We start from the raw sequence: 12,788 nt of genomic DNA, 5'->3' as shown, positions 1-12,788 counted from the left end.
ACTATTATATTTGTATAAAATGCCCAAAAGCGTAACCTAAAAAAATGTAAAAAATAAAGCTACGGTGTTAAATTATGCGAGCAGAAATAGAAACATTAGTTGATGAAATCCAAAAAGCAATTAAGTTGCTAAGGGGGCATCTTTGACTGGGATCAATCACTAAAACGTCTCGAATATCTCAATCAAAAAGCAGAAGATCCAACACTTTGGGATAATGCACAACAAGCGCAAGATATGATGCGTGAGCGTCAGCGCCTTGATGATTCAATCAATAGTCTTCGGTCATTTACAAAAATACTTGAAGACTGCATTGAGTTAATCGCGATGGGTGAAGAGGAGAGTGATATTGAAATCATCACGGATGCAGAAAATTCAATACGTAATCTTAAGAACGAGATAGATAAAAAGCAAATTGATGTACTCCTTTCAGGAGAAGCAGATCCGAATGATACTTATCTAGAAGTTCATGCTGGTGCAGGAGGTACGGAAAGCCAAGATTGGGCTTCTATGCTTTTGCGCATGTATACACGTTGGGCTGAACAGCATAAAATGAAGGTTGAGCTATTAGAAATTCATGATGGAGAAGAAGCAGGAATAAAGTCAGCGACTATTCTTGTAAAAGGGCATAACGCTTATGGTATGTTGAAAACAGAATCAGGTGTTCATCGTTTGGTACGTATCTCACCGTTTGATTCAAATGCGAAGCGCCATACTTCTTTCGCAAGCATTTGGATTTATCCAGTCATTGATGATAATATTGAAGTTGATGTTTCAGAGGCAGATGTTCGTATTGATACATATCGTGCGTCAGGAGCGGGAGGGCAACATGTTAATACAACAGATTCTGCAGTTCGCATCACACATATAAAAACAGGTATTGTTGTCCAATGTCAAACAGAGCGTTCTCAACATAAAAATCGAGCAACTGCTTGGTCTATGTTGCGTGCACGACTTTATGAAGAAGAGCTTAAAAAAAGAGAAGAAGAAACGAATGCTGTTGAAGCATCTAAAACAGAAATCGGATGGGGGCATCAAATTCGATCCTATGTTCTTCAACCCTATCAGCTTGTCAAAGATTTACGTACAGGAGTTGAAAACACTGATCCGCAATCCGTACTTAATGGCAACTTAGATGCATTTATAGAGGCAGCTCTTGCCCGACGAGTTTACGGAAAAGATCAAGAAATTGAAGATATTGATTGATCATATACAATATTTCTCAAGTTGTGCAGATTTATTTTTTAGTTTGTTAATTTTTGTCTAGTTACACAAAGATTCAACAGTTGGCAAAATAGAACCAATGATGAGGGCGACTTTCGCTTTTTCTAAACGCATCGCATTACTAAATTTATAAGCTATTACGATGTAAAAGTGTAGCAGCAGCTAAAACATTTTCAGCATGTCCAGATACGCTAACTTTACGCCATTCTTCTGCTATTGTTCCAGTTGAATCAATCAGAAAAGTGCTTCGTTCAACCCCCATATACTTACGCCCATACATACTTTTTTCAACCCAAACACCATAAGCTTGAAGGGTCGTTTTTTCTTCATCAGAAACAAGAATAATATCAAGTCCATGTTTCATTTTGAATTTATCATGTTTATTAACATTATCTGGAGATACCCCAATAACAACCACCTCAATTTCTTCAAATTTTGTTTTCAGCCGCGTAAAATCAATCGCTTCACTCGTGCATCCACTGGTATCATCTTTCGGATAAAAATATAAAACGATTGGTTTTCCTAGAAAGTCAGAAAGACGCAACCTACTTCCACCATCACGTGGTAAATCAAAATCAGGAGCAGGAGAGCCTTTCATCTGTTGTTTCATTGTTGTGTCTTTCTTTTTTGCGTAAGCATTGCGTATAGAAATACATATAATAACTGAGAATGATAATAAATCATAGAAATACCCCTTCAATTTCCTAAAATTATAATTATCTTGCATTTATCCATCATACAATCCCCCATTATGTCAGAAGGATTGAATTGAGAAAACAAAACTAAGCATAAGAAACACAAACTATTGCGCATCAAATGGATATAAAAAATTATAGAATGAGAAAAAATCATCAATAGATATTATAGCGGTTTCATTAAAACATGCTTTTTCTTACCGAAAGAAAGTTTAATCATTCCTGCTGCGTTGAGATCTTTTTCGAAAATAAGGTGCTTTTCGTCTTCAACAATTTGATCGTTGATGCGCACACCACCTCCATGAATATGTCGACGCGCCTCACTGTTTGATTTGGCAAGTCCTGCCTGTACCAGAAGTGCCAACAGTCCAGTACCAGTTTTTAATTCTGTAGCGTTAATTCCAATAGTTGGAAGGTTTTCTCCGTGTGTTTTTTCTTCAAAAGTTTTACGAGCTGTTTCTGCTGCTGCATTCGCAAAATCGCGTCCGTGTAACATTGCTGTAATTTCTGTTGCAAGAATTTTCTTTGCTTCGTTAATTTCAGTTCCTTGCAATGTAGAAAGTTTGAGAATCTCATCCATTGGCAATGTTGTATAAAGCTTTAAAAATCGTGTCACATCAGCATCTTCTGTATTACGCCAATATTGCCAGAATTGATAAGGCGAAAGCAGATCCGCATTAAGCCATACAGCGCCATTTAATGACTTACCCATTTTTGCACCGGAAGACGTTGTAAGCAATGGTGAAGTTAATGCATATAACTGTGCTGTTCCTAAGCGATGTCCTAACTCGATTCCATTGATAATGTTGCCCCATTGATCAGAGCCACCCATTTGCATACGTAGATCATAGCGCTTATAAAGTTCAACAAAATCATAAGCTTGCAGAATCATATAATTAAATTCTAGGAACGATAAAGAATGTTCACGCTCAAGTCTAAGTCTGACAGAATCAAATGACAACATACGGTTGACGGAAAAATGTTTTCCTACATCACGCAAAAATTCTAAATAGTTTAAATCACACAACCATTCAGCATTATTGACAATGCATGCATCGGTTTCTTTATCACCGAATTTTAAATAGTTCGCAAATACCTTCTTAATACCAGCGATATTTGCAGAAATATCATCTTGTGTCAGAAGGCGTCGTGCTTCATCTTTGAAGGAAGGATCACCGATTAATCCTGTTCCTCCCCCCATCAAAGCAATAGGGCGATGACCGGTTTCTTGCAACCAATAAAGCATCATAATTTGAAGAAGACTTCCAGCGTGCAGACTCGACGCTGTCGGATCAAATCCAATATAGGCGCATACAACTTCTTTTGAAAAAAGATTATCTAAGCCTTTTTCATCCGAAATTTGGTGGATAAAACCACGTTCACTCATAATGTGTAAAAAATCAGATTTAAAAGCAGGCACGGATTTTGTTTCCTGAATAATGTTGCATTTGTTTACATTGGATGGTTAACATTCTCTCTACCATAAATGAAGCATATTTCACAAGTGAACGAACAACACTTAAACTAAAAGGTAACAAAGAGGCTCTCTTGCCTTTATACTTTAGAGAAAAACGGTTTCCATTGATATAAGTCAGACATGTTTTTTATCTTTAAAAAGTAAGTAGGATGAAGGAAACCTATAAAAATACTGAAAAATAAGCTACATATCTGTCATCAAAATGTTTTTTTCTTTTTTATAAATTTCCAGCATTTTTAAGTAAGTGATAATATTTCAGGTGGAGGAGCTAGGAATTCACTTGTAATATGATTATCCAAATATTGTGCACATCTTTCAATAAGCTCCTGAGTGCACCCGCTAAAAAAATGGTTAGCACCCTCTAATATTTCTTGTGTGATGGTGATGCCTTTTTGCGTTTTCAATTTATCTACGAGTATTTGAACATCTTTTGGAGGAGCGACCTTATCAATATCACCGTGAATTATAAGCCCAGAGGAAGGGCAAGGAGCAAGAAATGAAAAGTCATAAATATTAGGTTGAGGAGCAACGGATATAAAACCCTCAATTTCAGGTCGGCGCATTAAAAGTTGCATACCAATCCAAGCACCAAATGAATATCCAGCTACCCAGCAATTTTTAGAATCGGGATTCTGTGTTTGCACCCAATCGAGTGCAGCAGCAGCATCTGAAAGTTCTCCTATTCCATAATCAAATTCGCCTTGGCTGCGGCCAATACCACGAAAGTTAAAACGCAATGTAGTAAAACCACGTTGTTGGAACATATAAAAGAGATCGTAAACAATTTTATTGTTCATTGTTCCACCAAATTGGGGATGTGGATGCAAAATAATCGCAATTGGTGCATTTTTCTGTTGTGAAGGTTGATAACGTCCTTCAAGACGACCTGCGGGACCGTTAAAAATAATTTCTGGCATTAAATGCTCCTTAAATGCTATAAAAGGCTCTCATTGGCCTTGGCTGTTTTCCGTTATTCGACTATTCTATATGATCATTTCATTTTAATGAACCGTTAGATATTCTGTTTTGGGTGCATTTTTCAAGAAAATTGCGCTATTTTTTTTAATCAGTTTATTAGATTAATGATTGTGATGTAAAATGATTGTAAAACGCCGGTATTTTGATCACAATGCGACAACGCCACTCACAAAAATGGCGCGGATAGCATTACTAGAGTCTTTAGAGATATTTGGGAATCCATCATCGGTTCATGCAGAAGGCCGTGCTGCTAAAGCTTTATTGCAAAAAGCGCGTCGGCAAATTGCAGAAAGGCTCAATACAGATCCAGATCATGTTGTATTTACATCTGGTGCGAGTGAAGCCGCGATGACTTTATTAACCCCTTTTTATAAGATGGGAAGTTCTGAGGTTCGATTTTCTCATCTTTACATTGGAGCTACTGAGCATCCATCTGTTGCGGAAGGGGGGCGTTTTTCTAAAGAATTAATGAGCAAAATTGCTGTTGATCGGGATGGTCTCATTCAACAAGATAAATTAATATCTCTCTTAACGACCCATGATTATACACAAGGACTACCTCTTGTTGCCATTCAAGCTGCGAATAGTGAAACTGGTGTTATCCAACAAATAAAAGAAATAGCTACTATTGTTCGTGATGCTGGTGGCACTCTTATTGTTGATTTGACACAATATGTAGACAAAAATTTTGTTGATGTTAATCAAATGGGGGGAGATTTTTTTATACTGTCTGCGCATAAGATTGGTGGACCTAAAGGGATTGGTGCTTTTGTTTCAAGAGGGAACCTTCTCATGCCTCATCCTCTTATTGTTGGAGGGGGACAAGAAAAAGGGTTGCGTGGAGGAACAGAAGCGTTGCCGCTTATTGCTGCTTTTGGAGCAGCAATGACTGATTGCTTTACTCAAGAAGAAATAAAAAAGTTAATGTATTTACGCAATGAACTAGAAAATGGGATACAACAAATGAGTAGTGAGGTTGAAATTTTTGGCAAAAAAGTTCAACGTTTGCCAAACACCACTTATTTTACTGTGCAAAATATAAAAGCTGAAACTATGCAAATTGGTTTTGATTTGGCAGGATTTTCTGTTTCAGTAGGTTCTGCTTGTTTTTCGGGAAAAGTAAAACAAAGCAGTGTCTTGGAGGCAATGGGGTATCATGTTCCAAATGGTGCAATTCGCATTTCAACAGGACGGTGCACAACGTCTGACGATATTGATGATTTTTTATTGGCTTTTTCCCGAATCGTCAATAAGAGCAAAAAGTAAAGTTTATTATTAAATAACTTAGCACTGTTTTTAAAATAAAAGAAGCTTGATTGAAATTCTCCTGTTTTATCTATAGTCTAAGGAACAAGTTGCTTGCTTTAATTTTGCGAAGAAAACAAGAGTTTTAATCACCGGTTCTTGACGCCGGGAAAAGTGGAGAAAGCTGATGCCAGCAATAGAGGAAACAGTACGCCAAGTCCGTGAGATAGACGTAGATCAATATAAATATGGTTTTGAAACCAATATTGAGACGGATAAGGCTCCCAAAGGTTTAAATGAAGATATTATCAAATTTATTTCCGCTAAAAAACGTGAACCTGAATGGATGTTGGCATGGCGTTTGCAAGCTTTCCGTCGTTGGACCACAATGGAAGAGCCTCATTGGGCGCGTATTAAATATCCCAAGATTAATTTTCAGGAACTTTATTATTATGCTGCTCCTAAAAATCATACAGGACCAAAATCTTTGGATGAAGTTGATCCGGAATTATTGGCGATGTATGAAAAACTTGGTATTCCCCTTAAAGAACAAGAAATTTTAGCAGGTGTAAGAAAGCAGACAGAGCCTTCTACTCTTGATGATAATATTTATGCATCGGGACGGGTAGCTGTTGATGCGGTTTTTGATTCTGTTTCTGTTGTGACAACATTTAAAAAAGAGTTAGCACGCGCTGGTGTTATTTTTTGTTCTATTTCAGAAGCGATTATCGAACATCCCGCTCTTATTAAGGAATACTTAGGAGCAGTTGTGCCAGCAGGTGATAATTATTATGCTGCCTTAAATGCAGCTGTTTTTACTGATGGTTCGTTTGTTTATATTCCTAAAGGGGTTCGTTGCCCGATGGAACTTTCAACTTATTTTAGGATCAATGAACGTAACACAGGCCAATTTGAAAGAACACTGATTATTGCAGATGAAGATTCTTATGTTTCTTATCTTGAAGGCTGCACTGCACCTCAACGTGATGAAAACCAACTTCATGCTGCTGTTGTTGAGCTTATTGCTCTAAAGAATGCAGAAATTAAATATTCTACAGTGCAAAACTGGTATCCTGGTGATAAAGAAGGAAAGGGTGGCATTTACAATTTTGTGACGAAGAGAGGGGATTGCCGAGGCGATAATTCTAAAATTTCATGGACACAGGTTGAGACTGGTTCTGCAATTACTTGGAAATATCCGTCTTGCTTGCTACGTGGTGATAATTCACGTGGGGAATTTTATTCTATTGCTGTTGCGAACGGTCATCAACAAATCGATTCTGGTACTAAAATGATACACTTAGGGAAAAACACATCAAGCCGTATTATTTCTAAAGGTATTTCTGCTGGTTTTTCAAATAATACTTATCGTGGACAAGTTTCAGCACATAGGAAAGCGCAGAATGCGCGGAATTTTACGCAATGCGATAGTTTATTAATTGGCAATGATTGTGGTGCTCACACGGTACCATATATTGAAGCAAAAAATGCAACGGTTCAATTTGAGCATGAAGCAACAACATCAAAAATATCTGATGATCAACTTTTTTATGTTATGCAACGAGGAATTCCTGAAGAAGAAGCTATAGCGTTAATCGTGAATGGTTTTGTAAAAGAAGTCATTCAAAAACTCCCAATGGAATTTGCTGTTGAAGCGCAAAAACTCATTGGTATCAGCCTTGAAGGAAGCGTAGGCTAATTGTCCATTCAGTAAAATGGTGCGCTACGTATAAACCACAAGAACAGGATTACATTATGTTAGAGATCAAAAATTTGCACGCCCGTATTGCTGAAACTGATACGGAGATTATTCGCGGTTTAAACTTAACCGTTCAGGATGGTGAAATTGCTGCTATTATGGGGCAAAATGGAGCAGGAAAATCTACGTTGTCTTATTTACTTTCTGGTCGTGATGATTATGAAGTAACAGAAGGGGATATTCTTTATAACGGACAATCACTTTTAGAAATGGATCCAGCAGAACGTGCCGCCGCTGGTATTTTTCTTGCATTTCAATATCCTATGGAAATACCTGGTGTTGCAACAATGGAATTTTTAAAAGTTGCGATGAATTCTCAACGCAAAGTGCGTGGTGAAGTGGAGCTTAAAATTCCTGAATTTATCAAACGTGTTAAAGAAGCTTCTTCTAATCTTGAAATAGATATGGAAATGCTTAAACGTCCCTTGAATGTTGGTTTTTCGGGTGGAGAAAAAAAACGTGCTGAAATTCTTCAAATGGCTCTCCTTGAACCTAAACTTTGCATTTTGGATGAAACAGATTCTGGTTTAGATATTGACGCATTGAAAGTTGTTGCAGATGGCGTTAACAGATTGCGTAGTGTAGAGCGTTCATTTTTGGTTATTACGCATTATCAGCGCCTGCTTGATTATATTGTTCCTGATACGGTGCATGTTCTTCATAAGGGCCGTATTATTAAAAGTGGAGATAAATCATTAGCGCTTTATTTGGAACAAAATGGATATGCTGATATTATTGGTAAGGCGGCTTGAGGTTATTGAATATGCCCATAAACGCACAACGAGAATTGATAGCAGTTGAAGAAGATATTATAAATAATTTCAACCGATGTCTTGGTGATTTACCTGGAAATGAAGCAGTGCGTACAGTACGCAAAGAAGCTATCAAGTTATTTCAAAAGGTGCTGCTTCCTTCACGTAAAATTGAAAGTTGGCATTACACCAATCTACGCGCTCTCTTGAAATCGGTCAGTGACTTTTCAGAAATAACGAATAGCCAATTGGTTGCTCCTTTGTTTTCAGAAAGTTCTGTCTTTTCTATTGAAAATGGTAAAACGCTTATACAATCAGAAATATCAGCTATCATAATAGAACGTCTTGCAGATGCATTAGAAAAAAATTATGCAAAGCTAGAACAGATTACTGCTGCTGATGATTTTATTGGGCAATTAAACACAGCGTTTGCTACAGATGGCTGGCTTTTTCAGATTCCTGAGAATACGAAATTAGATTTTCCCATAGAACTCCAAAACATTCAGATGGGTGGGCAGTCACACGTTTTTTCAGATATTAAAATTGGTAAAAAAAGCCAAGCTGTCATTATTGAGCGCCAAATCGGTAATGATAAAGAGTCTTTTGTCAGTTCGATAGTTTCGTTAGATATTGCAGCAGATAGTGATGTCACATGGATCCTTATCCGTGATCAGGGGGTAAATTCTACACAATTTGGTCGATTGCATGCTGTCCTTGGTGAGAATGCTAAATTATCACTTTATGTTATTAATATAGCTAGCCAACTTAATCGTCAGGAAATTGATATTGAATTACAAGGAAAAGACTCTGATTTCCAATTACGAGCGATAAATTTATTATCTGGGAAGACGCATAGTGATCTTACGATGACTGTTCGTCACATTGAAGAAAAATCAACCTCAACGGAAATTGTTCGCAATGTTGTCACAGATAGGGCACATGGTGTTTTTCAGGGGATGATACGTGTGGCACAAAAAGCGCAAAAAACAGATGCTCGTATGGCCTGTAATAGCCTTATCCTTTCAGATGAAGCAGAATTTGATGCAAAGCCCGAATTGGAGATTTTTGCTGATGATGTTGCATGTGGTCATGGTGCGACAGTTGCTAAAATTAATCGTGATCAGCTTTTTTATCTGATGGCACGTGGTATCCCTTTCAAAATTGCTCGAGAACTTTTAATTAAAGGGTTTGTTTCAGAATTAATCGAGGATATTGAACAGGACAAAATTCGAGCAACTCTCGATGACATCATTATCCAATGGCTAAAACACAATATTTAAGGCAAAAAAATGGAAATTGATGCACCAACGTTGAGTTATAATGTAGAAGAAATTCGTCGTGATTTTCCTATTTTACACCGTAATGTTTATGGTAAGCGGCTGGCTTATCTTGACAGTGGTGCATCTGCTCAAAAGCCTCAATCAGTGCTTGATGCAATGAATAATTTTTATCGATGTCGTTACGCAAATGTGCATCGAGGAATGTATTTTTTATCAAATACAGCGACACAATCTTATGAAAACGCTCGCGAAACGGTTCGTGCTTTTTTAAATGCTCAAACAGCTAAAGAAGTTGTTTTTACCAAGAGTGCGACGGAAGCCATTAATACTGTTGCTTATGGTTGGGGAATGTCTAGATTGAACGAAGGGGATGAAATTGTTCTCACCATTATGGAGCATCATTCAAATATTATTCCTTGGCATTTTATTCGTGAACGGAAAGGTGTTAAGCTTGTTTTTGTGCCTGTTGATGAAAATGGTATTTTACATATTGAAGATTTTATAAAGGCTTTAAGTCAAAGAACAAAACTTGTTGCTATTACGCATATGTCCAACATATTGGGAACTGTGCCTTCAGTTAAAGAGATTGTCAAGCTAGCGCATCAGAATGCCATTCCTGTTCTTGTTGATGGTTCTCAAGGAGCTGTACATTTAACCGTTGATGTGCAAGATCTTGACTGTGACTGGTATGTTTTTACAGGTCATAAGCTGTATGGTCCGACTGGTGTTGGTGTTCTTTATGGTAAAGAATATAGGCTAGAGGAAATGTATCCTTTTCAAGGGGGAGGGGAAATGATCGAGGACGTAACCACTGAGAAGGTTTCCTATAATGCTCCCCCATATCGTTTTGAAGCTGGCACTCCTCCCATAGCAGAAGCTATTGGATTGGCTGCTGCCATTGATTATATACGAGAAAAAGACAGACGTGCGATTCATGTACATGAGACAGCACTCTTAGCTTATGCACATGAAAGGCTTGAAACAGTTAAATCATTGCGTATTTACGGCCGTTGTCCTCATAAGGGGGCTATTATATCTTTTGAAATGGAAGGTATTCATGCACATGACATCGCCATGTTTGTTGATCGACAAGGTGTTGCTATACGTGCAGGAACGCATTGTGCACAGCCTTTATTAAAACATTTTGGTTTAACATCTGCTTGTCGTGCATCATTAGCGATGTACAGCAATCATGAAGATATTGATCAACTCGTGGAAGCATTAGAAAAAGCAAGGACATTTTTTAATGGCTAAATCAATTAAGGCACATGATTCTTCTGAATCTTGTGAGACAAAAAGTGAAAAAAAACAAGCTTATGTATCAGCGATTCCAGAAGTTGAAATTGAGCGTATGACGAATGATATTATTTCTGCTCTTAAAACAGTTTACGATCCAGAAATTCCTGCTGATATTTATGAGCTAGGATTAATTTATCGTATTGATATTGAAGATGATCGTTCGGTAAAAATTGAAATGACGCTTACAGCACCAGGATGTCCTGTTGCGGGTGAAATGCCGAGATGGGTAGAAAATGCCGTAAGCGCAGTTGAAGGTGTTTCGCACGTTGAAGTTACAATGACTTTTGACCCGCCATGGACACCTGATTGTATGTCAGAAGAAGCGCAAATTGCTGTCGGATGGTACTAAAAGTATTGTTAAGAGACTCTAATTTAGCCATTCATGAATAAACTGTTTACTTTTCACAAGCGTTTAAATTCAAGGACGATCGCGTGAGTTATAATAAACAAAAACTAGAATTCACTTGGATTGGAAAAGAGAAACGCCCAAAACTAAAGCCTCGTATTTTTTATTGGAAGATCTTGAAAAATCTTATCACGCTCCACACCAAGTATCTACCCAAGATATTTTTGATAATAAACTCATTTTTGGTGATAATTTGCTCGCGCTCAAAGTGCTTGAACAAGAATATACAGGCGAGGTGAAATGTATCTACATTGATCCGCCTTATAATACGGGCAATGCATTCGAACATTATGAAGATGGTTTAGAGCATTCCATATGGCTAAGCCTAATAGGAATAGGCTAGAGCTGTTACATCGTTTACTTGCAGAAGATGGCAGTATTTGGATATCAATTGATGATGACGAGCAAGCTTACCTTAAAGTGTTAATGGATGAAATTTTTGGTCGACAAAACTTTATAAACAATATCATTTGGCAAAAAAATATGCTCCACAAAATGATGCAAAGTGGCTTTCAGACAACCATGATTTTGTAATGGTTTATGCTAAAGATAAAACTGTTTGGCGACCTAATTTGCTTCCTCGTTCAGCGGATATAGATGCGCGCTATAAAAATCCTGATAATGACCCGCGCGGTCCGTGAAAATCAGATAATCTTTCAGTTAAGACTATGAATTTAAAAGATGTTTATGAAATTGTTACGCCTTCTGGGCGTAGTGTGATGCCTCCTGCTGGAACGAGTTGGCGCGTTAGTAAACAAAAATTTGCTAAGCTATTAGAAGATAATCGTGTTTTGTTTGGTCCAACAGGAAGTAATGTTCCTTCTATGAAACGTTTTTTATTAGAGGTAAAAAATGGTATGGTTTCAATGACCATTTGGCCTTATCAGGAAGTTGGCCATAATCAAGATGCAAAAAAAGAAGCCAAAGTCTTCAATTCTGATAATGTATTTGCAACCCCAAAGCCCGAACGGCTTATGGAACGCATTATTCAACTTGCCACAAACTCAGGTGATCTTGTTTTAGATTCCTTTGCCGGCTTCTGATACTACCGGTGCTGTTGCTCACAAAATGGGATGCAAGTGGATTATGATTGAACTTGGGGAACACTGCCATACGCACATTATCCCTCGTTTGAAACAAGTGATTGATGGTACTGATCAAGGTGGTATTTCTAAAAATGTAAATTGGCAAGGTGGTGGTGGGTTTTGCTACTACCGCCTTGTACCTTCTCTGTTGCAAAAAGATCCATGAGGACAATGGATTATTAGTCGCGAATATAATGCTGCCATGCTTTCAGAAGCTATGTGCAAACATATGGGGTTTACCTATGCGCCTGATGAAAATCATTATTGGATGCAAGGGTATTCAACCGAAACAGATTATATTTATGTAACAACCAATGCAATGACACATGAACAACTACGCGTTCTCAGTGAAGAGGTTGGACCTCATCGTACTCTGCTTATTTGTTGCTCAGCCTTTGATACAAAACCGGAAACTTTTGAGAATCTAACCCTTACCAAAATACCCCGTGCTGTATTAGAAAAGTGTGAGTGGGGGAGGGATGACTATAGTTTGAATGTGGCGAATCTTGAACCAATGATTGTAGTCAAAAAAAAACAAAAAAGTGAAAATATAGCACAAACAGAATTAGATCTATTCGGATAAATTAAAGA

At 37.6% G+C, this 12,788-nt stretch carries 16 protein-coding genes; 13 read left to right on the top strand and 3 right to left on the bottom strand.

All coding sequences use genetic code 11. The features are described from left to right. Positions 1-74: 74 nt before the first annotated feature. Positions 75-1,203, top strand: a protein-coding gene (prfB, locus tag ACKC4Y_RS03695) for a peptide chain release factor 2 (protein ID WP_409362017.1) whose coding sequence is annotated in 2 segments (ribosomal slippage) — positions 75-143 and positions 145-1,203 — 1,128 coding nt in all. Because the reading frame shifts where the segments join, the coding sequence is not laid out codon by codon here. A gap of 145 nt (positions 1,204-1,348) precedes the next feature. On the opposite strand, the gene ACKC4Y_RS03690 is transcribed toward prfB, so the two are convergent. From ACKC4Y_RS03690 to ACKC4Y_RS03680, 3 genes are all read right to left on the bottom strand, one after another. Further along, entirely contained in the window at positions 1,349-1,831 is a 483-nt protein-coding gene (locus tag ACKC4Y_RS03690) for a peroxiredoxin (protein WP_409362016.1), read from the bottom strand. A 251-nt stretch (positions 1,832-2,082) separates the two neighbouring features. Continuing rightward, positions 2,083-3,336: a tyrosine--tRNA ligase gene (gene tyrS, locus ACKC4Y_RS03685; RefSeq protein WP_409362015.1), complete on the bottom strand. Its 1,254-nt coding sequence runs from the start codon at positions 3,334-3,336 to the stop codon at positions 2,083-2,085. 293 nt (positions 3,337-3,629) lie between these two features. Beyond that, positions 3,630-4,310, bottom strand: a complete 681-nt coding sequence (locus ACKC4Y_RS03680) for an alpha/beta hydrolase (RefSeq protein WP_409362014.1) — start codon at positions 4,308-4,310, stop codon at positions 3,630-3,632. Between the two features lie 181 nt (positions 4,311-4,491). On the opposite strand from ACKC4Y_RS03680, the gene ACKC4Y_RS03675 reads away from it, so the two are divergent. The 12 genes from ACKC4Y_RS03675 (at position 4,492) to ACKC4Y_RS03620 (ending at position 12,780) form a co-directional block, all read left to right on the top strand. Further along, positions 4,492-5,637, top strand: a complete 1,146-nt coding sequence (locus ACKC4Y_RS03675) for a cysteine desulfurase family protein (protein WP_409362013.1) — start codon at positions 4,492-4,494, stop codon at positions 5,635-5,637. Positions 5,638-5,803: 166 nt separating this feature from the next. Further along, positions 5,804-7,315: a Fe-S cluster assembly protein SufB gene (gene sufB, locus ACKC4Y_RS03670; protein WP_409362012.1), complete on the top strand. Its 1,512-nt coding sequence runs from the start codon at positions 5,804-5,806 to the stop codon at positions 7,313-7,315. A gap of 56 nt (positions 7,316-7,371) precedes the next feature. Continuing rightward, positions 7,372-8,127 carry a Fe-S cluster assembly ATPase SufC gene (gene sufC, locus ACKC4Y_RS03665; protein WP_409362011.1) on the top strand — a complete coding sequence of 252 codons (756 nt, stop codon included), beginning with the start codon at positions 7,372-7,374 and terminating at the stop codon, positions 8,125-8,127. Between the two features lie 11 nt (positions 8,128-8,138). Beyond that, the gene (gene sufD, locus ACKC4Y_RS03660; protein ID WP_409362010.1) at positions 8,139-9,407 is read left to right on the top strand and encodes a Fe-S cluster assembly protein SufD; all 1,269 of its coding nucleotides are present in this window, start codon (positions 8,139-8,141) and stop codon (positions 9,405-9,407) included. A 9-nt stretch (positions 9,408-9,416) separates the two neighbouring features. Next, complete coding sequence (locus ACKC4Y_RS03655; RefSeq protein ID WP_409362009.1) at positions 9,417-10,661, top strand: cysteine desulfurase; 1,245 nt, start codon at positions 9,417-9,419, stop codon at positions 10,659-10,661. Then, complete coding sequence (locus tag ACKC4Y_RS03650; protein ID WP_409362008.1) at positions 10,654-11,055, top strand: SUF system Fe-S cluster assembly protein; 402 nt, start codon at positions 10,654-10,656, stop codon at positions 11,053-11,055. The genes ACKC4Y_RS03655 and ACKC4Y_RS03650 overlap by 8 nt, the downstream gene beginning before the upstream one ends. Positions 11,056-11,170: 115 nt before the next feature. After that, the gene (locus ACKC4Y_RS03645) at positions 11,171-11,455 is read left to right on the top strand and encodes a hypothetical protein (RefSeq protein WP_409362198.1); all 285 of its coding nucleotides are present in this window, start codon (positions 11,171-11,173) and stop codon (positions 11,453-11,455) included. Beyond that, positions 11,428-11,646 carry a DNA methyltransferase gene (locus ACKC4Y_RS03640; RefSeq protein ID WP_409362007.1) on the top strand — a complete coding sequence of 73 codons (219 nt, stop codon included), beginning with the start codon at positions 11,428-11,430 and terminating at the stop codon, positions 11,644-11,646. Before ACKC4Y_RS03645 ends, ACKC4Y_RS03640 begins: the two co-directional genes overlap by 28 nt. Continuing rightward, positions 11,583-11,753: a hypothetical protein gene (locus ACKC4Y_RS03635; protein ID WP_409362197.1), complete on the top strand. Its 171-nt coding sequence runs from the start codon at positions 11,583-11,585 to the stop codon at positions 11,751-11,753. Before ACKC4Y_RS03640 ends, ACKC4Y_RS03635 begins: the two co-directional genes overlap by 64 nt. Positions 11,754-11,780: 27 nt before the next feature. Further along, entirely contained in the window at positions 11,781-12,155 is a 375-nt protein-coding gene (locus tag ACKC4Y_RS03630) for a DNA methyltransferase (RefSeq protein ID WP_409362006.1), read from the top strand. 43 nt (positions 12,156-12,198) lie between these two features. Continuing rightward, a complete protein-coding gene (locus ACKC4Y_RS03625) occupies positions 12,199-12,363 on the top strand; it encodes a hypothetical protein (RefSeq protein WP_409362005.1) in 165 nt (54 codons plus the stop codon). A gap of 63 nt (positions 12,364-12,426) precedes the next feature. After that, a complete protein-coding gene (locus ACKC4Y_RS03620) occupies positions 12,427-12,780 on the top strand; it encodes a hypothetical protein (RefSeq protein ID WP_409362004.1) in 354 nt (117 codons plus the stop codon). Positions 12,781-12,788: the final 8 nt, after the last annotated feature.

Origin of the sequence: Bartonella heixiaziensis, from assembly GCF_046245125.2 — a bacterium.
GTDB classification, from domain to species: domain Bacteria; phylum Pseudomonadota; class Alphaproteobacteria; order Rhizobiales; family Rhizobiaceae; genus Bartonella; species Bartonella heixiaziensis.
This window is presented reverse-complemented; position numbering and strand designations above follow the sequence as displayed.

Coding starts and splice junctions, on each gene's coding strand:
- ACKC4Y_RS03690 (WP_409362016.1), bottom strand. CDS start 1,831: ATGAAACAACAGATGAAAGGCTCTCCTGCTCCTGATTTTGATTTACCA.
- ACKC4Y_RS03680 (WP_409362014.1), bottom strand. CDS start 4,310: ATGCCAGAAATTATTTTTAACGGTCCCGCAGGTCGTCTTGAAGGACGT.
- ACKC4Y_RS03675 (WP_409362013.1), top strand. CDS start 4,492: ATGATTGTAAAACGCCGGTATTTTGATCACAATGCGACAACGCCACTC.
- sufB (WP_409362012.1), top strand. CDS start 5,804: ATGCCAGCAATAGAGGAAACAGTACGCCAAGTCCGTGAGATAGACGTA.
- sufC (WP_409362011.1), top strand. CDS start 7,372: ATGTTAGAGATCAAAAATTTGCACGCCCGTATTGCTGAAACTGATACG.
- sufD (WP_409362010.1), top strand. CDS start 8,139: ATGCCCATAAACGCACAACGAGAATTGATAGCAGTTGAAGAAGATATT.
- ACKC4Y_RS03655 (WP_409362009.1), top strand. CDS start 9,417: ATGGAAATTGATGCACCAACGTTGAGTTATAATGTAGAAGAAATTCGT.
- ACKC4Y_RS03650 (WP_409362008.1), top strand. CDS start 10,654: ATGGCTAAATCAATTAAGGCACATGATTCTTCTGAATCTTGTGAGACA.
- ACKC4Y_RS03640 (WP_409362007.1), top strand. CDS start 11,428: ATGGCTAAGCCTAATAGGAATAGGCTAGAGCTGTTACATCGTTTACTT.
- ACKC4Y_RS03630 (WP_409362006.1), top strand. CDS start 11,781: ATGAATTTAAAAGATGTTTATGAAATTGTTACGCCTTCTGGGCGTAGT.
- ACKC4Y_RS03625 (WP_409362005.1), top strand. CDS start 12,199: ATGATTGAACTTGGGGAACACTGCCATACGCACATTATCCCTCGTTTG.
- ACKC4Y_RS03620 (WP_409362004.1), top strand. CDS start 12,427: ATGGGGTTTACCTATGCGCCTGATGAAAATCATTATTGGATGCAAGGG.